The sequence below is a fragment of the Thiothrix winogradskyi genome (assembly GCF_021650935.1).
GTDB lineage: Bacteria > Pseudomonadota > Gammaproteobacteria > Thiotrichales > Thiotrichaceae > Thiothrix > Thiothrix winogradskyi.
Genome location: NZ_CP091244.1, coordinates 1,405,450 through 1,423,986, shown reverse-complemented (window position 1 = coordinate 1,423,986; position 18,537 = coordinate 1,405,450). Strand labels below are relative to the sequence as shown.

Here is an 18,537-nt window from a genome sequence, read left to right as displayed (position 1 = left end):
TGCAAAAAAAATCCGCCAGACGGTAGTGGCGGATTTTCTGATAAAATTAATCAGTCGCTGCTGAGACACATAATATAGCAGTTAGGGCAACACCTGTTCCCCACGCAATAAATCATCCAAGGTTTCACGCTGGCGCACGACGTGCACCGTATCACCATCCACCATCACTTCCACCGCACGCGGACGGGTATTGTAATTGGACGACATGGTAAAACCATACGCACCCGACGAACGCACTGCCAGAAAATCGCCGGGCTGGATATTGAGGTCACGTTCCTTGCCCAGAAAATCGCTGGTCTCGCACACCGGACCCACAATGTCGTAAGTCGCAGTTTCGCCTTCACGCGGCACGACCGGAATAATTTCCTGCCAAGCGCTGTATAAGGCGGGGCGAATCAAATCGTTCATCGCCGCATCCACAATGGCAAAATTCTTGTATTCCGACATTTTCAGGAATTCGACTTCTGTCACCAAAATACCGGCATTAGCGGCAATCGCCCTGCCCGGTTCGACGAAAATTTCATACTGACGCAAGCGTTCGTCGGTGAACAATTGCGCCATGTAATCAGCGGGCGAAGGCGCTGCCTGCCCTTCCTGATAACGCACGCCCAAACCACCGCCAATATCGAGATGGTGAATCTTGATCCCTTGCGTTTGCAAACGTTCCGCCAATGCCAGCAGGCGTTGCAGCGCATCCATGAACGGCGTCAGCGTCAGCAATTGCGAACCGATGTGGCAGTCGATACCGACCACGTTCAGGTGAGGCATAGCTGCGGCTTTCACATACACCGCTTCAGCACGACCGATTTCGATACCAAACTTGTTTTCTTTCAAGCCGGTGGAAATGTAGGGGTGGGTTTGCGCATCCACATCCGGGTTAACACGCAAGGAAATTGATGCCACTTTGCCCATTTCACCCGCCACCGCATTAATGCGGTCGAGTTCGGCTTCGGATTCGATATTGAAGCAACGGATGCCGACTTCCAGCGCCTTGCGGATTTCGGGAACCTTTTTGCCCAAACCGGAAAACACTACCTTACCGGGGTCGCCGCCTGCGCGTAATACCCGCTCCAATTCGCCGCCGGATACGATGTCGAAACCTGAGCCTAAGCGGGCAAACAGGTTGAGAATGGCAAGGTTGGAATTGGCTTTGACCGCGTAACACACGAGGTGTGGCTGTGCGCCGAAGGCATCCTTGAAGGCGTGCCAATGGCGTTCCAGCGTAGCGCGGGAATAGACGTAGCACGGTGTGCCGTGGGCGCGGGCAATGTCAGCGACGGCGACGTTTTCGGCGTGCAATTGCCCGTTGCGGTATTCAAAATGATCCATGATTTATTTAGCCTGTTCCTGTTTTGGTTGCGCCTTATCCGGCAAGGTTAACGGGCCTTTGTTGCCACAGCCTGCCAGCAAAGCCAGTACGATAGCGAATCCTAGGTATTTTTGCATCATGGTTACAATCCTGTTTGCTGTGAATTAAACGCAGGATAACGGCTGGCAGCGGGGGATGGCAAAGGGAGAATAAAAAATGCACCATTGAATGCCCCCCATGCCAACCAACAAAATTGACAATCTTTGCCAATCATTAGAGAATCCCAGAAAATAGACTTGTTTAGGACAACCGTATGGCAACCATGAATATCTCCTTACCGGATAGTCTCAGACTCTTCGTGCAAGAACGCGCTTCCCGATCTGATTTCAGTAATCCCAGCGATTACATCCGCTCCCTGATCCGTGCTGACAAACTGCGTTATCTGGAGGAACAATTGGAAGCAGCACTATTGAAGGGGTTGCAATCAGGCGCAACCAAGCCTGTCGACGAAGCTTTCTGGCAACGCCTTGAGAGCAAAGCCAACGGTGAACAGCAACCATGCTGAATTTGGTGATACGCCCACAGGCAGAAATCGACATTGATGAAATAATCACCTATTTACTGGAAACAAATCCTCAAGCTGCCACCAAATTTTTGGCGGAGTTACGTCAAACGTTTACATTGCTTTCAGACAATCCACTTATAGGTGTCAAACGCCAGTATCGTCTGCCTGCACTTGAAGGTATTCGCCTGTTTTCATTGAAAAAATATTCGTCTTACCTGATTTTCTACCTGAACGCTGATGACGCACTAGAGATAGTAAGGGTATTAAACGGACAGCGTGATCTGGAAACGCTGTTTTCAGAAAATGACGGATAACGATACCGCAACAACTGTAGGGGCGCACCTACGTGTGCGCCCTCCTCCTCTCCTACCCCTGAAACCGCATCGACAAATCCACCGCCCGCACATGCTTGGTAATCCCACCAATCGACACGAAATCCACCCCCGTTTCGGCAATCGCCACCAAGGTTTCCGGGCTAACCCCACCGGAGGCTTCCAACGGAATCTTCCCCGCCGTCACCCGCACCGCTTCGCGCATATCCGCAAGGCTGTATTCGTCGAGCATAATAATGTCAGCGTGTGCAGCCGTCGCTTCCGCCAACTCCTGCAAATTCTCGGTTTCCACCTCCACCAAAATACCGGGATGTAACGCCCGCGCTTGCTGAATCGCTGCCGTGATCGACCCCGCCGCCATAATGTGGTTTTCCTTAATCAACACCCGATCATACAAACCTATGCGGTGATTCGTGCCGCCGCCACACAACACCGCGTACTTCTGCGCGGTACGTAAACCGGGCAAGGTTTTGCGCGTATCCAAAATCCGGCAAGCCGTATGCGCCACCAAATCCACATACCGCCGCGTCGCCGTCGCCGTCGCCGACAAGGTTTGCAGGAAATTCAACGCCGCCCGTTCGCCACTCAAAATGGAACGCGCACTGCCCCGCAGCGTACACAACAGCGCATTAGCAGCCACCCGCTCGCCATCCCGAAACTGCCAGTCAATCTGCACCGTGGGATCAAGCTGGCGAAACACTTCATCAAACCACGCCACGCCACACAACACCGCGTCTTCGCGGGAAATCACCGTCGCACTGGCTTGCTTATCCGCCGGAATCAGTCCGGCAGTGACATCGCCCGTGCCAATGTCCTCGGCTAACGCCCGCGCCACTGTTGCTGAAATATCGTTTGGTAATTTCACCCTCACCCCCTAACCCCCTCTCCCAAAGGTAGAGGGGGAACAAGATAACATCCCTCTTAGCCCCTCTCCCTCAGGGAGAGGGGTTGGGGTGAGGGTCCTAAAAATAAAAATGGGAGGCGCAGTGCCTCCCATCAAGTGCCCCTGACTCCTCAGTCAGATCCGATTAGATGCGGGTAATACCCATCATCTTCAAAATGGACTTTTCGTAGAACGGTTCGGAACTGCCTTTCTTCATCTTGCGGATGAAATATTTCTCGAACGCGATCTTCGCCATGTGAACCCACTTACCTTTCTTAAACCACGCCACGTTACGCGGTGGAATCTGTGGCAGTGCGACGAAAGCAGCACCGGTGTCACCCATATCTGCCAAACAAATGGCATTCCAAGTACCCGTGGTGTGCGGCTCTTTGCCGTTCAACTCGTCTGCAATGTTATGTACCAGAGATGTGACCATGGATTCAATCATATAACCGGTCTTCGGTGCACCTGTGGGGACAGGCGTAGCTTCTACCGGTGGAATGGCGATACAAACACCAGCAGAGTAAATATTTTTGTATTTCGGGCTGCGGTGCAATTCATCCACAATCACGAAACCACGCGGGTTGCACAGACCTTCCACGGCTGCCACCGCATCCACACCCTTAAACGCTGGCAACATCATCGCCATGTCAAAGTCGAGTACGTGTTCTTTTTCGACTTCGCCTTTGGGCGTCATCTCAGTCACGTACATTTTGCCTGCCTCGACCTTGGTGGTTTTGGCATTGATAATCCACTGCATGTGATGGTTGCGCAATTCGGATTCGAGCATCCCTTTGGAGTCGCCCACGCCACCCAAGCCCAAATGACCAATGTACGGCTCAGAGGAAACGTAAGTCATTTTGTATTTGTGACGCACGCCGCGCTTACGTAAATCCGCATCCACAATGAAAGCAAACTCATACGCCGGGCCAAAGCAGCTTGCAAACGGCATTGCGCCCACAACGATATGACCGGAACCTTTTGCCAACAACTTTTGGTAATCGGCATACGCGCCTTCCGCATGAGTCACGTCACAGACCGAATGCGTGTGACCGCCGTGCGGACCTGCACCTTCGACTTCCTGGAAAAACAACTTGGGACCGGTCGCGATCACCAGATAATCATACTTCACGGTTTGCCCGTTATCCAAATGCAAGGTGCTGCCTTCGGCGTCAATCTTTTCGCAACGGCTGCAAATGAATTTAATGTCTTTCTTGGCAAGATACTTTTCAATGGGGAAAGTAATGTCTGAACGGGTACGCCAGCCGACGGCAACCCACGGGTTGGATGGTACAAACTGAAAATAATCACGGTCATTGACGACCGTAACGTCATGCCCTTTACCGAGCATTTCTTTCATTTCATAGGCGGCGGGCATTCCACCGGTACCGGCGCCGAGAATTACGATATGAGCCATTAACGCGAACTCCTAACTAGTGAATATGGGGATTAATTTAATTATTAAGTTTAGTACTTGCCAGCATTTCCCAAAGCAACTTGAATAACACCACAAAACGTGTGCTAGGTCAATCTTGCCCTTACTTATCAATAAATTAGCTTATGCTAATATACTATAAAAAAGATATACTTCAGCCCTCATCAAACGCCATAATTCGCCAATGAATGAAATCACACGGTATCTGGTCGGCGGCGCGGTACGCGACCAACTATTGGGTTTACCCATCAAAGACCGCGACTGGGTAGTGACGGGGGTAACGCCTGCGGACATGTTGCAGCAGGGTTTTAAACCCGTGGGCAGCGACTTTCCGGTCTTTTTGCACCCGCAAACCAGCGAGGAATACGCGCTTGCCCGTACCGAACGCAAAACGGCAAAGGGTTATCACGGCTTCCAGTTCCATGCAGCCACCGATGTTACCTTGGAGCAAGATTTGGCGCGGCGTGACCTGACCATCAATGCAATGGCGCAAGATGCCAGCGGCAAGCTCATTGACCCTTACGGTGGGCAAGCGGATTTGCAGCAAGGTTTATTACGCCACGTTTCAGCCGCCTTTAGCGAAGATCCGGTACGGATTTTGCGGGTAGCACGCTTTGCTGCACGTTTTGCGCCCCTAGGTTTTCATGTTGCCAGCGAAACCCAACGCCTGATGCAAGACATGGTGGCTGCGGGCGAAGTGGATGCTTTAGTGCCGGAACGTGTCTGGCAAGAAACCGTGCGAGCATTAGCCGAACCCGAACCCGCCCGCTTTTTCGAGGTATTGCGCGGCTGTGGTGCGTTAGCCGTATTATTCCCCGAAGTGGAGCGCCTGTTTGGTGTGCCGCAACCCGCGCAATACCACCCGGAAATTGATTGCGGCATCCACACCCTGCTGGTGTTACAACAAGCAGCACAACTGAGCGCTGCACCGGAAGTACGCTTTGCCGCCCTCACCCACGATTTGGGCAAGGGGCTGACACCGGCAGACATACTGCCCAGCCATCATGGGCATGAACGCCTGAGCCGCGAATTGACGACACAGTTGTGCGAACGCTTAAAAATTCCCAACCGGTTTCGCGAATTGGCGGAACACGTTGCCGAACAGCACGGTCGAATCCATAAGGCACTGGAATTGCAAGCCAAAACCGTGTTGAACGTGCTGGAAGTCACCGATGCATTCCGCAAGCCTGAACGTTTCGAGCAATTATTGCTGGCGTGTGAAGCGGATTCCAAAGGGCGCACGGGTTTTGAGAATCGCCCTTACCCGCAAGCCACGTACTTTCGGGAAGCGTTATGGGCGTGTCAGCAAGTGGAGGTGCAAACGGTGATCCAAGCCGGTTTCCAAGGGGTGCAGATTAAGGAGGAATTGCACCGGCGGCGCATCGCGGTTATTAAGCAAATCCGCAAGGAATCTTGATATTCGCTCGCAGTAGCCGCATATTGGAAATAGAGTATGATTATGAAAAATAGTGAGGAATTGTCATGATGGAAGAAAGAACCGCTTCATTCGGCATTGGTCAGGTGATTCATCACCGCCTGTTTAACTATCGTGGCGTGATTTTCGACGTTGACCCCGACTTCAAAGGCACCGAAGAATGGTTCCAGAAAAACGTGGAAGCCGGTAGCCCGACCAAAGAAGAGCCCTGGTATCACGTCTTGATTGACCAAGATGGGCGCGTGGCTTACGTTGCCGAACGCAATCTGGAAGCCGAGGAAACGGTCGAGCCTGTCGAACACCCTTTACTGGAAAACTTCTTCACCGGCTTTGTCGGCGACCATTATCAGGCACGGCAGACGCTTAACTGATGGAATGGGATTGGTTAAACCATTCCAGTTACTTAGCGGCGTTTCTGGTCGGGTTGTTGGGCGGGGTGCATTGCCTTGGCATGTGTGGCGGCATTGTTAGCGCCCTCACGTTCAGTTTACCCGCCGCACAACGCAATCATCCTGCTACCCTATTCCCCATTCTGCTGGCGTATAACACGGGGCGGATTGGGGGATATACGCTCGCGGGGGCATTGGCGGGCGGAATAGGGGCAGCATTTCTGTCATTTGGCGGGCTAGACAGTTTCCGGCTCGGCCTGCAAGTGTTCGCGGCACTGTTTACCATTGCGCTGGGTTTGTATCTGGCGGGTATCTGGGCGGGTGTGGCGCAAGTGGAAAACGCGGGGCGCACCTTATGGCGGCACATCGAACCGCTGGGACGGCGTTTCATGCCGGTGAATTCCCCCGCGAAAGCGTTACCACTGGGGTTTGTGTGGGGCTGGCTGCCGTGTGGCTTGGTGTACAGCGTGCTGATTTGGACGTTATCGGCGGGCAGTGTGACTAACGGGGCATTACTCATGTTGGCGTTTGGGCTAGGCACATTGCCCAATCTCTTATTGATGGGCGCAGCAGCGGCGAAACTGGCAACGTTTACTCGCAACCAAACCGTCAAACGGGCAGCGGGTTTGCTGGTGATAGGGCTAGGGATATACCTGTTGTGGCAAGCCATCTCGTAGAGATTTAAACCAACCAGTCCGCCATCCACAAACGCAAGCGCAAACCCCAACCTGAGGTTAACCCAACTTCGCGGAAACGGATCACGCCCTCTTCATCCAGCACGTAACTGGTGGGTACACCTTTGATGCCATACTGACCTGACAATGAGCCATCTTCATCCACAATCGTGACCCATTCGGTAATGTTTTTACGCTCCATGTAGCGCTGCACTTCCTCTTCACCGCCCGACTGGAACGCCACCGTGATCACTTTCCAATCTTTAGCAATGCCGCTGATGCTGCCCTGTTCCAACTCGCACATCGGACACCAACTCGCCCAGAAATGCAGCAGCACCGGCTGACCACGGTAATCGTCAAGGTGGATAACTGCACCACTTAGCGCAGTACGCTCAAAATCAGGCGCTTCGCCCTCCAGCATCCCATGTTGTTGCCAAGTGCGAACCCCGAAAATAATAGCGAGGATAACCAGTGCTTCCAGCAACCAGCGTAACCAGCGGCGCTTTTTGGGTGGCATGTCATCCTTATCTACGTGCGTTGTCATTGCTTTCCATATTGGTCGGTTGAATGCGAGGATTGTAGCATAGCGTAACTGAATGCCTTCCAGTTACCCCACAGCACTCCGACATTGAAATCCGACTAAAATGCTTAGAAAGCAATAGCTAACCCGCTAATCTGGTTTTGATTGCCACTGAAGTAAATCCTATAGATGATAGGAATAACATCAGGGTTGAGTTGTGCGAACAGATACCCCCCTTGAATCTATCAAATCAATAATAAATAACATAACTGAGGGACTTTCAGATGAAGAGTTCATTCCATCAGCAGGCTGCCACGCATCGCAAATCAGCTTTAGCCAGCTTAATCCTGTCAGCCACACTAGCTTTGGCTGTTTCACCTACGGTACTCGCCAATAGTTGCGAGGGAGCTGGTGGCTCAGGGGGTCGGCAATTCTGGCTAGGCGTACTGGGTAACTACAACAATGGCGGCGCTATTCACCTCAACTTAGTGGGCAAAGAAGGGACAACCGGTACGCTAAGCAGCAAAGATGGCAGTTGGTCATTGGACTACACAATTCCCGCTTCAGGCTTCTTTGAAACAGACCTACCAAACAGCTTTCAGGTCAGTGGCGATGGCGTCATTCTCAACAACGGTTTAAAAATCACCGGCAACAACGATGTATCAGCCTACATCATCAACGAACAAACCTATACAACCGACGGTTTTTTGGGATACCCAACCAACGCACTCGGTAATGAATATTATGTGATCGGTTATAACGGTTTTGATGCCACAGTACCCTCACGGGGTGTCATCGTTGCCTCGCAAGACAATACCAGCGTTACCGTCACCAAGCCGGGTGGTGTACCAGCCAACATTACCTTGAATGAAGGCCAAGTTTATTCCTTTGAAAACGGTGCTAACGATATTACAGGCTCACACGTTGTTTCCGACAAACCCGTGTCCGTTTTTGGGGGTTCTGCCTGCTCGAATGTTCCGGTTGGCAACCCGTCGTGCGACACCCTAGTGGAACAAATGCTATCCGTCAAAGATTGGGGGGTGGAATACGTTGTTCCCCCGATTCCTTACGGGCAAATGTTGCGGGTAGTAGCTGCGGAAGCAGGCACAGAAGTCTATCAAGATGGCACATTAGTGGCGACTTTGGGTGCAGGTGGGATTTGGACAGGCAATCCTACGAATAATGATACGGTGCACCGCTTTACGACCAATGGAAAGAAAATCCAAGTTGCCCAATACGCTGTTGGCTCACAATTCAGTGGCACAGCCGAGGTTGACCCAGCGATGGGTATTGTACCTTCGCGGGAAATTTGGCTCAGTCGCCACATTTTCAAAGCTCAACCGAACTTTGCCAACACCCTATTGATCGTCTCACCGACAGCCAATACGGGGGATCTGAAAATCAACGGTGCCGCACCGGCAACTGCCCCCACTTGGATAGCTGTTCCCAACTCCGACTTGTCGTGGACAAAAATTGTAGTGACTGCGGGTGCGATGTACACCATCAGCAGTAATGTCGAAATCGGCATCACCGTTTTTGGTGGTAAAACCTACGAATCCTATATGTTGCCGGGGAACATGGGATTAGGTGACTTCGACCTTGATGCTATCCGCGACCCACAAGACTGTGATGCCGATGGCGATGGCATCCTCAACTCTGTAGAAAAAGCCAATGCCCTACCTGGCACAAACGGTGATTCGGACGGCGACGGGCGCGTTGACGAGCTGGATCTGGACAGTGACAACGATGGCATTCCCGACAATATCGAAGCCCAAACCACCGCTGGCTATATTGCACCGTCTGGCACAATCAGCGACTCAGGCTTGGACACTGCTTATGGCACGGGCTTAACACCTGTGGATACTGACGGTGACAGCATTCCCGATTACATCGACCAAGATTCTGATGGCGCAGGCACAAGCGACACCATTGAAGCGGGGATTACGCTAACGGGAAGCGATTCGGATAATGACGGCTTAGATGATAGTGTTGACTCCGACGATAATATTTATGGCCCTAACAACGCTGGCATAACCGATGTTTTAAATGCTTACCCAAAGAATGGCTCTGAAGTTAACTGGCGGATACTCGGCAACCATGCACCAGTCATTTCCACCGGCAGCGGCAACGACACCTATACCGTTAGCGTTCCCGAAGGCAAGACCAACACCGGCGTCGATTATGCGGCGACCGATACTGACGGTGAAACCGAAGGTGCTGGTCTAACATGGTCACTCAGCGGTGCAGACGCTGCATTATTTAATATTGACCCAAACACCGGGATCATTTCCTTCAAAGCCGCACCGAGTTGGGGTACTCCCCAAGATGCTGGCGCGAACAATGTGTATGATGTCATCGTCACCGTTACCGATGCGACTGGCGAGATTGACAAGCAAACCTTAGCGATAACAGTCACCGAAGTCGACACCGACGGCGACGGCGTTGGCAACTCGAAAGACAACGACGTGGACGGTGACGGCATTCCCAATGCGACAGAAGGTACGAGTGATGCCGACGGTGATGGCATTGCCAACGATTTCGATCTCGATTCCGACGGCGACGGCATTCCTGACAATATCGAAGCGCAAACGACCGCTGGTTACAAACCACCTTCCGGCACAGTGAGTGCATCGGGTGTGGATACGGCCTACGGTGCTGGTTTAACCCCTGTGAATACTGACGGCACAGACACACCGGATTACCTAGATACCGATTCCGACAACAGCGGCGCAAACGATACCACTGAAGCCAAACTCACCTTGGCTAACGCGGATGCAGACAAAGACGGTCTGGATGACGCGATTGACGCTGACGATGCCAGTTTTGGCTCTGCCAATGCGGGCATTACCGACGTATTGGGGACTTATCCGAAAGTTGGCACACAGGTAAACTGGCGGGCAGTCAATGCTGCGCCAGTCATTCCAACCCCAGCCGCGCTGGATTACGTGGAAAAAACCACCACCCCAGCCGCTGACCTTGCGGCAACTGACGACACCGACACCGAAGGTGACAAGCTGGTCTACAGCATGACCGGCGGGGATGACATGGCACTGTTTACCATTGACCCGGCAACCGGCGTGCTAACCTTCAAAGCCCCTCCCAGCTTTGCTGCCCCCACCGACAAAGACGGCAACAACACCTATCTGGTGGAAGTGGCTACGACTGACGGCGAAGGCGCGATCACCAAGAAACTGCTGACCATTACCGTGCTGAAAGATACCGACCATGACGGTGTAGGCGACAAAAACGACCTCGACGTAGACGGCGATGGCATCCTCAACAGCGTGGAAGGCACAGCCGACACCGACGGGGACAGCATCCAAAACCAGTGGGATTTGGACTCTGACGGCGACGGCATACCCGACAATATCGAAGCGCAAGCCACCGCTGCATTCAAAGCCCCATCCGGTGTAGATGCCGATAAGAACGGTGTGGATGATGCCTACGGCGCGGGTCTTGTGCCAGTGGATACCGAAAGCGATGGCAAGCCGGACTACCTTGACCTTGATTCCGAAAATACCGGCGGCGATGACAATACCGAATCTGATGTTCCCGTGCTGTCTGGCGTGGATGCGGATAAAGACGGCTTGGATGACACCATCGACACCGATGACACCAACTTCGGCCCTGCCAACGCAGGCATCACTGATATGCTGGCGGCTTACCCGAAAACCGGCGCAGAAGTGAACTGGCGCGTACCCAATACGCCGCCCGTATTCACCTCAGCAACGGCAGCAGCTTTCGATGAAAACAGCACGGCGGTGGTGCTGAACGTGGAAACCACGGACGATAAAAACAGTGAAGCCACTTCTACCATCGGTTACAGCATTGTCGGCTCAGATGATGATGCGCGTTTCACCATTGATGCGAAAACGGGTGACATCAAGTTCAAACTTGTGCCGGATTATGAGAAACCCATCGACAAGAACAAGGATAACGCTTACACCCTAACCGTGAAGGCGTGCGACATGGAAGGCGGCTGTAGCGAACAAACCATCATCATCAACGTGGTTGACGTGGATGAGGATAATGACAGCGATGACCTGATGGATTCCAAGGAAGCTGAACTGGGTACTGACCGCTGGAAAGCGGATACCGATGGCGATGGCTTAAATGACGGTGAAGAAGTTAACACCCTGAAAACTGACCCACTGAAAACCGACACCGACGCTGACGGGCTAAGCGATGGCGATGAAGTACTGAAATCCAAAACTGATCCGTTAAATCCTGACACCGATGGTGATGGCGTTGGTGATCTAGCTGAAGTAGGTGCAGATCCGGCTAATCCGTTGGATAGCGACGGTGATGGCACAGCGGATGCCTTCGACACTGACGATGACAACGATGGTGTACTCACTAAAGATGAAATGCCTAACCCGAACGGTGATCTGAACCCGGATGATGCGCGTAACACCGACGGCGACCTGCTGCCGGATTACCTCGACAACGAAGACGATGGTGACGGCGTGCTGACAAAGTACGAAGACCCGGCAGGCAAGCGTGATTCCGACAAGGATGGCAAACTGGATTATCTGGATGATGATGACGATAACGACGGCTTGCTGACCGAGTACGAACAGGCAGACCCGAACAAAGACGGCAATCCGGCTGATCAACGCGATACCGATAAAGACGGCATTGCAGATTGGCTAGACAACGACGATGACGGTGACGGCGTATTAACCCAGTATGAAATGGCAGACAAAGACGGTAATGGCAATCCAACCGATGCGACCGATACCGACGGGGACGGCAAATTCAACTGGCTAGACAATGACGATGACGGCGACGGTATTCTAACCAAATTCGAGCAACCAGACCCGAACGGTGACGGCAATCCGGCAGATGCGCTGGATACCGACAAGGACAGCAAACCTAACTACCTCGACAGCGATGACGACGGTGACAGCAAGCTGACAGTCGACGAAAAAGCCGATAAGAACAAGGATGGCAATCCAGCCGATGCGTATGACGCAGACGCGGATGGCATTCCAAGCTACTTAGACGCGAACGAAATCCCCACCGTGGTCTTGCATGTGCGCGGCTTTTTACAAGGTGCTTACAACACGGCAGATGGATTGATGCGCGATGATTTGCGCAAGCAAGGCTTGATTCCAGCCGTACAGCCTTACACCAATGCGGTCACGTCATTAGGCTATGCTGGCACGGAAGCCCTAGCCCCGTCATTGCTAACACTCAACGATGACAACGCCCTGGTGGATTGGGTCGTGGTGGAATTGCGTAGCAAGGCATCCCCCAAAACCGTGGTTGCCAGAACAGCGGCAGTCCTGCAACGTGACGGTGACGTGGCTAACCCACAAACCAACGAGGCGAAGTTGCTGATTCCGAATGTGGTGGAAGGTCAGTATTACGTGAGCCTGCGCCATCGCAACCATCTGGGCGTGACCACGCAGGATGCAATGTTGCTGTCACCCACATTGACGGCGGTGGATTTCACGCTGCCATCGCAAACCGTGATGGGTAGCCATGCCCGCTTGCTAGGTAAAGATGCGGCGCTCATGTGGGCAGGTGAAGCCAACAATAGCGATAGCGTGATTGCCAACGGCCCCGGCAACGACACCAACGTGGTGCTGGGTACGGTGTTAATGCACCCGACCAATTTGCTGACCAACAGCAACTTCCGCTTGAAAGGCTACTATGTCACCGATCTGAACTTGGATGGCATTAGCCTCTACTCCGGCCCCAGCAATGACATTAACTTATTATTGGGGAATGTGTTGCTGCATCCGGGTAATGGTCTGTTTGCTGCTAACTACATGATGCTGGGTGCTATGCCCAAGTAACCACTGGTTGATGTTGGGAACAGACGGCTCGGATCGCAAGGTTCGAGCCGCTTTTTTATCCTTCTTTCGCGTAAAACCTCGTCCTTCAGGGCGGGGATGCAGAGCGAGGGCGGCATCCCCGCCCCTCTCTTTCCATTTGTCGGCTGAAACCAGCATTTACGGTGTATTCAAGCGCACAAAGCAGGGATTCTAATCTATCCTTAACACGATGCAACGACTCCAAGCCTTTAAATACGAACTCAAGCCAGACGGCGGACAACAGCGCAATCTGCGCCGTTACGCGGGTTCGTGCCGCTTCGTCTACAACAAAGCATTGGCGTTGCAACAAGCCAACCATGAGGCGGGTGAGAAATATATCAACTACGTGGCGATGGCGGCATGGCTTCCGACATGGAAGCGGGAAGCGGGGCTTGAGTGGTTAAAAGACACTCCGGCACAGCCCTTGCAACACGCGCTGAAAGACCTCGATAAAGCCTACCAAAACTTTTTTGCTAAGCGTTCAGATTTCCCCCGCTTCAAACGCAAGGGCAGCGGCGACAGTTTCCGCTACCCACAACCCAAACAAATCAAGCTCGACCAAGCCAACAACCGAATTTTACTGCCCAAGTTGGGATGGATACGCTACCGCAATAGCCGCGATGTGTTGGGCGAATTACGTAATGTTACGGTTTCCAGTAACGGCGGCAAATGGTTTGTCAGCATCCAAACCCAGCGGGAAGTGGAGCAACCCGTATCCTCCGCTACGACAAGCATCGGCATCGACCTTGGCATAGCCCGGTTTGCCACCTTCTCGGATGGCAGCCACATAACCCCGCTCAACAGCTTTAAGAACCAACAAGCCAAGCTTGCCAAATATCAACGGCGCATGGCGCATAAACAAAAATTCAGCAACAACTGGAAAAAAGCGAAAGCAAAAGTTCAAAAAACGCATACACAAATCGCCAACGCTCGCCGCGATTTCCTGCACAAAGCGACGACCACGATCAGCCAAAACCACGCGCTCGTGTTCATCGAAGATTTGCAGGTAAGCAATATGTCCAAGTCAGCGGCAGGTACGGCAGAAAACCCCGGCAAGAACGTGGCGGCAAAGTCTGGCTTAAACAAAGCCATTCTCGATCAAGGTTGGGGTGAATTTCGGCGGCAACTCGACTACAAACTGGCATGGAGGGGCGGCATATTGTTTGCCGTTCCTGCCCACTATACCAGTCAAGAATGCCCCGAATGTCATCATGTAGCAGCGGATAATCGCCAAACGCAAGCGAAATTTGTATGCGTGAAATGCCACTATGAAAATCACGCCGATCATGTCGGCGCGATCAATGTTAAAGAGCGGGGACACCGCTTGTTAGCCTGTGGAGATGCGGCATGGTTGCTGAGCGCAGCCGAAGCATTAAGCCGCTCGATGAAGCAGGAACTCGCCGAAGTAAGTCAGCTATCTGGCTGAATGCAGTAGGAATCCCCTTCCTTTAGGGAGGGGAGGATGTCAAGGGCTATTCTGTTGGTAATAACCGCCTGTTTTGGGAGCGCCCTGAAAGTGGATCAGATGCGTCTGTTTCAGTTGTTTGAGCCAGCGTTCCAGCGTTTTGGCGGGAATATGCAACTGTTTGGACAATTCTGGGAGCCGCTGTCCGGGATGTTGGGCAATGTATTGGTAGAGTCGGGTTACTCCCTCATTTACCCCCTCATTTACTCCCTCAGGCTTGTCGATACTGGCGGGCGTTGTATCGGCGTGGCGAATAAAGCTGACGAGTACACCGTTGCCGATTTCCTGCACGGAAAACGCCAGTTCGGGGTAATCCCGCAAGGCTTCGCGGATACGGATGAAACCACTGCCATATTTTTCGATATTACGGGTCAGGTAAAAAGCTTCGGCAACCAGCTTGTTACGCAACTGGGAGGGATAATGGTCAGTCTGAATATCCGCAACACTCAAGCCGTAAAACCTGCCAGGACTGAAGATCGTAATCCTGTCGTCGAAAATTTTGATCTGGATGTCCGACGGGTTGTTGTAGTCACGGTGTACGACCGCGTTCAGCAATACTTCCCGCAACGCTGACAACGGGTAGGCAAAGCGTTCCTTGCGTTGCAAACTACCGTCAAAGGCAAAAGCGACCGGGATATGCGATACCATGAATTTCATGGCTTGTTCCACCGCTTCAAATAACGTGTCAGTAATTTGCCGGTCATCAATGATCATACTGGCCGTTTTGAAACGCCCGATGTGGATGTGATGGCGGATGGGGTTCGTGGCGAACAACAACAATGCTGCCCAACGTGGTTGTTGGCCACTGATAAACTTGAGTTTTTCCAGCGCGTGCAAGGGGGATGGGTCAAGATGGAAACGCCCGCCGATATTGACCTGCTCGATAAATACCTCAATTTTGGGAATGGAAATATCTGCCAGCGAAGCATCGTTGACGGGATGGCTATCCCATGACAGTTGCAGGGACTGCATGTACAAATCATTGATTTCATTGAGGCTGAGTTGGTGATTGGCACTGGCAATCCGTTTGTAATAACGCCCACGGGTATTAACAGGCTTGACCGGATATTCGGCAATGTGGATACACACTATCGTCTTTCCGCCAATATCAACGGCTTCGATGTCAGGAATAATACTGGGGCTGGTCGCGGACTTGATTTGCCCCAGCCATTCGTTGAGCGTTTCTTTACCGAGGCTGACACCACAAATGTCTGCCTTGTCCGTCACACCCACCAACACTTGCCCACCTTGGGTGTTGGCGAAAGCCACCAGTGATTCAATACTGTTACGGTCAAAGGAAGCCTTAAACTCAACCGTGATGGATTCGCCCTGCTGTAAAAACTCAAGAATATTGTCACACTTCATACATTCCCCAGTGGATACCATCGTGTCGTTGTCATGGGTTGAGTATAACGCAAAATCATTGTCAGATTTCTTGCCCTGTCTCCGCAATACGAGGGAGCAAGCCACCTTACCGCTTATCCGCGCAAACTTGCTGGCAGGGCAAAGCTCAGGTGATCATGGACGGTGAGCGCAAAGCTCAGTTCATTCACATGTAAAAACAATAACAAAAGCAGGTTCACCACTATGGCAATCATCAAGACAAGCTGGTCACGGCTCTGGTACGGGTTGGCGTTACTGTGCATCCCGCTGACGGATACCTATGCTGCCGGATTAACCCTGAACCAAAGCGCCTCCATTGCCGCAATGACGCAAGCATTGGACGGGCCGGGTTTAGCGATTAGCAACGTAACGATTACTAAAGGCGCAAAAGGGCAATACGGCACCTTCACTGGCGGCACGGATGTGGTCGGAGCAGGCCCCGTCATCGGGATTCCAGGCGGTTTGTTTATCAGTACCGGCACCACTGCGGCATTGGTGGGTAAAAATACCAACGGCTCGATTAGCATCGGCACGGGTGTTAGCTATGCCGACCCGGATTTGACCCTGTTGAGCAGCCAAGCCATTTTCGACCCGGTGATCATTGAGTTCGACATTGTACCGGTGGGGGATAAAGTCAATTTCGTGCTGGTGTTTGGCTCGGAAGAATACCCCGAATTCGTGTGCAGCCAGTTCAACGATGCATTTGGGCTGTTTGTTTCAGGGCTGGGGTTGGACGGCACGAAAAATGCCGCATTCCTGCCCAATACCAATCAGGGTATTACCGTCAATAATATCAATGCTGGGGTAGCTGGCGCGTTTCAGGATGGCAGCGCCTGTAACCTAAGCAACGCCATGTTTTTCAATGACAACGGCAATGGTTCAGGCAATGCCAATACCCAATTAGATGGTTTCAGCAAGCCCACAACCGCTGGAATAAAAGGGCTGACAGCGGGGGAAACCTACCATATCAAACTGGCACTGGCAGATGCGGCGGATGCAGCGTTCGATTCCGGGGTATTTTTCAAGTGGCTGACCAGCACGGTGTCGCGTCCGGTGGATATGGAATTGACGGCAACTGCCAGCACCCTAACCCCTAAGCAATATGACACGCTGACGCTCACTTACACCTTGCACAACCGTTCCGGGGCGGTTGACGGTGAATTGCTGCAAACCCAGTTGCAGTGGCCTGCGGGCATGAGCATTATCAGCCATGACGGCGGTAGTGCGTATAACCCGACCACCGCCGTGTGGGAGGCAGGCACGGTGTCTGCCAATAGCAGCAAATCCATTACCTTTACGGTGCAGATGAATACCGAGGGTAGCCATACCCCGATGGCTGAAATCCTCTACGCTTTGCACGACGATTTTGATTCCACTCCGTTTAACAGCGCCACCTTCCCGGATGAAGATGACACTGCCCGCCTGAACATCACTACCAGCAGTGTGCCGACGCTGGCTTTGCAAGTACGCGGCTTGTTGCAGGGGGCTTATAACAGCACTGATGGTTTGATGCGCGATGATCTGCGCCGACAGGGTTTCCTGCCGCTGGCACAGCCGTATGTCGCCAATAGCTTGCTGGGTTACGCAGGCGCAGAAGTAACCACGGCGGAACGGCTGGCACTGACCGGCAATGATGCGCCGGTCGATTGGGTGGTGGTGGAATTGCGTGATAAAACCACCCCCAAAACCGTATTGGCTCGTACCACAGGCTTGTTGCAACGGGATGGGGATGTGGTTAACCCGTTGACGAACGACACCACTTTGCGTGTGCCATTGCCACAAGATGCGTATTACGTCAGCCTGCGCCACCGTAACCATTTGGGGGTAATGACGCAGGCGGCAATGCCGCTGAGTGCCACTACCGCGCTGGTCGATTTCACCCTGCCAACGACCGCCGTGAGCGGGCAATATGCCCGTGCCAGCAGTCAGAGCAAGGCGTTGTTGTGGGCGGGCGATACCAATTTCAGCAATAACGCCGTGGGCATTGGGCCTGGCAATGATGCCAACCCCTTGTTGGGCACGATCATGCAGCACCCCAGTAATGCCTCAGCCAGCAGCAACTTCCGCTTGCCCGGTTACTACGCTGCGGATTTGAATATGGATGGCTTGAGTGTGTACAGCGGTCCCGGCAATGACACCAATCTGTTGCTGGGTAATATTGCGCAATATCCTGCCAATGGGGCGGGGGCGGCTAATTACATCATTAGCGGAACAATACCGAAGTAACCTTGACTGCTGGCAACGGTTGACGTTGGGAACGAATGGCTTGGGTCGCGAGATTCAGGCCATTTTTTATAAGCATCCACTTTCACTTACCAGTTATCC

14 protein-coding genes are annotated in these 18,537 nt (G+C 52.7%); 8 read left to right on the top strand and 6 right to left on the bottom strand.

From position 1 onward, the window contains the following. Positions 1-81: 81 nt before the first annotated feature. Together lysA and lptM are read right to left on the bottom strand one after the other, a co-directional pair. Positions 82-1,329, bottom strand: coding sequence for a diaminopimelate decarboxylase (gene lysA / locus L2Y54_RS07125; RefSeq protein WP_236501138.1), 1,248 nt, complete (start codon positions 1,327-1,329; stop codon positions 82-84). Positions 1,330-1,332: 3 nt separating this feature from the next. Further along, positions 1,333-1,449: an LPS translocon maturation chaperone LptM gene (gene lptM, locus L2Y54_RS07120; protein WP_236501137.1), complete on the bottom strand. Its 117-nt coding sequence runs from the start codon at positions 1,447-1,449 to the stop codon at positions 1,333-1,335. Between the two features lie 173 nt (positions 1,450-1,622). Here lptM and L2Y54_RS07115 point away from each other — a divergent pair, with 173 nt between their 5' ends. Continuing rightward, entirely contained in the window at positions 1,623-1,874 is a 252-nt protein-coding gene (locus tag L2Y54_RS07115) for a ribbon-helix-helix domain-containing protein (protein ID WP_236501136.1), read from the top strand. Then, on the top strand, positions 1,868-2,188 hold the full coding sequence (locus tag L2Y54_RS07110) for a type II toxin-antitoxin system RelE/ParE family toxin (RefSeq protein ID WP_236501135.1): 321 nt from the start codon (positions 1,868-1,870) through the stop codon (positions 2,186-2,188). The genes L2Y54_RS07115 and L2Y54_RS07110 overlap by 7 nt, the downstream gene beginning before the upstream one ends. 52 nt (positions 2,189-2,240) lie before the next feature. Here L2Y54_RS07110 and nadC read toward each other — a convergent pair whose 3' ends face one another. Both nadC and L2Y54_RS07100 read right to left on the bottom strand, forming a co-directional pair. Continuing rightward, on the bottom strand, positions 2,241-3,071 hold the full coding sequence (nadC, locus tag L2Y54_RS07105; protein ID WP_236501134.1) for a carboxylating nicotinate-nucleotide diphosphorylase: 831 nt from the start codon (positions 3,069-3,071) through the stop codon (positions 2,241-2,243). A gap of 163 nt (positions 3,072-3,234) precedes the next feature. Continuing rightward, a complete protein-coding gene (locus L2Y54_RS07100) occupies positions 3,235-4,506 on the bottom strand; it encodes an NAD(P)/FAD-dependent oxidoreductase (RefSeq protein ID WP_236501132.1) in 1,272 nt (423 codons plus the stop codon). 202 nt (positions 4,507-4,708) lie between these two features. On the opposite strand from L2Y54_RS07100, the gene L2Y54_RS07095 reads away from it, so the two are divergent. The 3 genes from L2Y54_RS07095 (at position 4,709) to L2Y54_RS07085 (ending at position 7,025) form a co-directional block, all read left to right on the top strand. Beyond that, complete coding sequence (locus L2Y54_RS07095; RefSeq protein ID WP_349768783.1) at positions 4,709-5,941, top strand: multifunctional CCA addition/repair protein; 1,233 nt, start codon at positions 4,709-4,711, stop codon at positions 5,939-5,941. Between the two features lie 65 nt (positions 5,942-6,006). Continuing rightward, positions 6,007-6,330 carry a heat shock protein HspQ gene (hspQ, locus tag L2Y54_RS07090; RefSeq protein WP_236501130.1) on the top strand — a complete coding sequence of 108 codons (324 nt, stop codon included), beginning with the start codon at positions 6,007-6,009 and terminating at the stop codon, positions 6,328-6,330. Further along, a complete protein-coding gene (locus L2Y54_RS07085) occupies positions 6,330-7,025 on the top strand; it encodes a sulfite exporter TauE/SafE family protein (RefSeq protein WP_236501129.1) in 696 nt (231 codons plus the stop codon). The genes hspQ and L2Y54_RS07085 overlap by 1 nt, the downstream gene beginning before the upstream one ends. Before the next feature lie 4 nt (positions 7,026-7,029). On the opposite strand, the gene L2Y54_RS07080 is transcribed toward L2Y54_RS07085, so the two are convergent. Continuing rightward, entirely contained in the window at positions 7,030-7,566 is a 537-nt protein-coding gene (locus tag L2Y54_RS07080) for a protein disulfide oxidoreductase (protein WP_236501128.1), read from the bottom strand. 260 nt (positions 7,567-7,826) lie between these two features. Here L2Y54_RS07080 and L2Y54_RS07075 point away from each other — a divergent pair, with 260 nt between their 5' ends. Both L2Y54_RS07075 and L2Y54_RS07070 read left to right on the top strand, forming a co-directional pair. Continuing rightward, on the top strand, positions 7,827-13,346 hold the full coding sequence (locus L2Y54_RS07075; protein WP_236501127.1) for a cadherin domain-containing protein: 5,520 nt from the start codon (positions 7,827-7,829) through the stop codon (positions 13,344-13,346). Positions 13,347-13,554: 208 nt separating this feature from the next. Further along, positions 13,555-14,790 carry an RNA-guided endonuclease InsQ/TnpB family protein gene (locus L2Y54_RS07070; RefSeq protein WP_236501126.1) on the top strand — a complete coding sequence of 412 codons (1,236 nt, stop codon included), beginning with the start codon at positions 13,555-13,557 and terminating at the stop codon, positions 14,788-14,790. 39 nt (positions 14,791-14,829) lie between these two features. On the opposite strand, the gene L2Y54_RS07065 is transcribed toward L2Y54_RS07070, so the two are convergent. Then, positions 14,830-16,194: an RNA-binding domain-containing protein gene (locus L2Y54_RS07065; protein WP_236501125.1), complete on the bottom strand. Its 1,365-nt coding sequence runs from the start codon at positions 16,192-16,194 to the stop codon at positions 14,830-14,832. 222 nt (positions 16,195-16,416) lie between these two features. Here L2Y54_RS07065 and L2Y54_RS07060 point away from each other — a divergent pair, with 222 nt between their 5' ends. Then, entirely contained in the window at positions 16,417-18,438 is a 2,022-nt protein-coding gene (locus L2Y54_RS07060; protein ID WP_236501124.1) for a choice-of-anchor L domain-containing protein, read from the top strand. The last annotated feature ends 99 nt before the right edge of the window (positions 18,439-18,537 follow it).

Excerpts from the sequence above, each read along its gene's own strand:
- lysA (WP_236501138.1), bottom strand. The coding sequence starts at position 1,329 with ATGGATCATTTTGAATACCGCAACGGGCAATTGCACGCCGAAAACGTC.
- lptM (WP_236501137.1), bottom strand. The coding sequence starts at position 1,449 with ATGATGCAAAAATACCTAGGATTCGCTATCGTACTGGCTTTGCTGGCA.
- L2Y54_RS07115 (WP_236501136.1), top strand. The coding sequence starts at position 1,623 with ATGGCAACCATGAATATCTCCTTACCGGATAGTCTCAGACTCTTCGTG.
- L2Y54_RS07110 (WP_236501135.1), top strand. The coding sequence starts at position 1,868 with ATGCTGAATTTGGTGATACGCCCACAGGCAGAAATCGACATTGATGAA.
- L2Y54_RS07100 (WP_236501132.1), bottom strand. The coding sequence starts at position 4,506 with ATGGCTCATATCGTAATTCTCGGCGCCGGTACCGGTGGAATGCCCGCC.
- L2Y54_RS07095 (WP_349768783.1), top strand. The coding sequence starts at position 4,709 with ATGAATGAAATCACACGGTATCTGGTCGGCGGCGCGGTACGCGACCAA.
- hspQ (WP_236501130.1), top strand. The coding sequence starts at position 6,007 with ATGATGGAAGAAAGAACCGCTTCATTCGGCATTGGTCAGGTGATTCAT.
- L2Y54_RS07085 (WP_236501129.1), top strand. The coding sequence starts at position 6,330 with ATGGAATGGGATTGGTTAAACCATTCCAGTTACTTAGCGGCGTTTCTG.
- L2Y54_RS07080 (WP_236501128.1), bottom strand. The coding sequence starts at position 7,566 with ATGACAACGCACGTAGATAAGGATGACATGCCACCCAAAAAGCGCCGC.
- L2Y54_RS07075 (WP_236501127.1), top strand. The coding sequence starts at position 7,827 with ATGAAGAGTTCATTCCATCAGCAGGCTGCCACGCATCGCAAATCAGCT.
- L2Y54_RS07070 (WP_236501126.1), top strand. The coding sequence starts at position 13,555 with ATGCAACGACTCCAAGCCTTTAAATACGAACTCAAGCCAGACGGCGGA.
- L2Y54_RS07065 (WP_236501125.1), bottom strand. The coding sequence starts at position 16,194 with ATGAAGTGTGACAATATTCTTGAGTTTTTACAGCAGGGCGAATCCATC.
- L2Y54_RS07060 (WP_236501124.1), top strand. The coding sequence starts at position 16,417 with ATGGCAATCATCAAGACAAGCTGGTCACGGCTCTGGTACGGGTTGGCG.